1 tRNA gene is annotated in these 394 nt (G+C 60.2%); it reads right to left on the reverse strand.

Features of this window, described 5'->3' with window-relative positions:
- Positions 1-142: 142 nt before the first annotated feature.
- Positions 143-229 (reverse strand) — tRNA-Leu (locus tag QMX78_RS21505).
- Positions 230-394 lie beyond the last annotated feature (165 nt).

The following is a 394-nucleotide window of genomic DNA, read 5'->3' on the forward strand; positions in this document are numbered from 1 at the left end:
GCATTACCGATAGAGCCTCTGCCGAGCATGGCTCGGCACTACGGTTGGGATTATCGGTGAGGCTTCTGCCGAGCATGGCTCGGCACTACAAAAGCATCGGGCACAAAAAAACCCGCTTTCGCGGGTTGTTTCGTTTGAGTCATGGTGCCCAGGAGAGGACTCGAACCTCCACGGAGTTACCCCCGCTAGCACCTGAAGCTAGTGCGTCTACCAATTCCGCCACCTGGGCGACTCAGGAGCGAGATTATGTAGGACGTTTCTGGTGGCGTCAACAGGTTTGTGAAGAAAAAGCGCGGTCAGTGTAGCCCGGGTAAGCGCAGCGCACCCGGGGGGGAGCCACGGCTGCCGTCGAGCGTTGGGGGAAACCCCGGTGCGCTTCGCGTACCCGGGCAAC

The sequence above is a fragment of the Stenotrophomonas sp. PS02298 genome, assembly GCF_029959445.1.
Lineage (GTDB): Bacteria > Pseudomonadota > Gammaproteobacteria > Xanthomonadales > Xanthomonadaceae > Stenotrophomonas.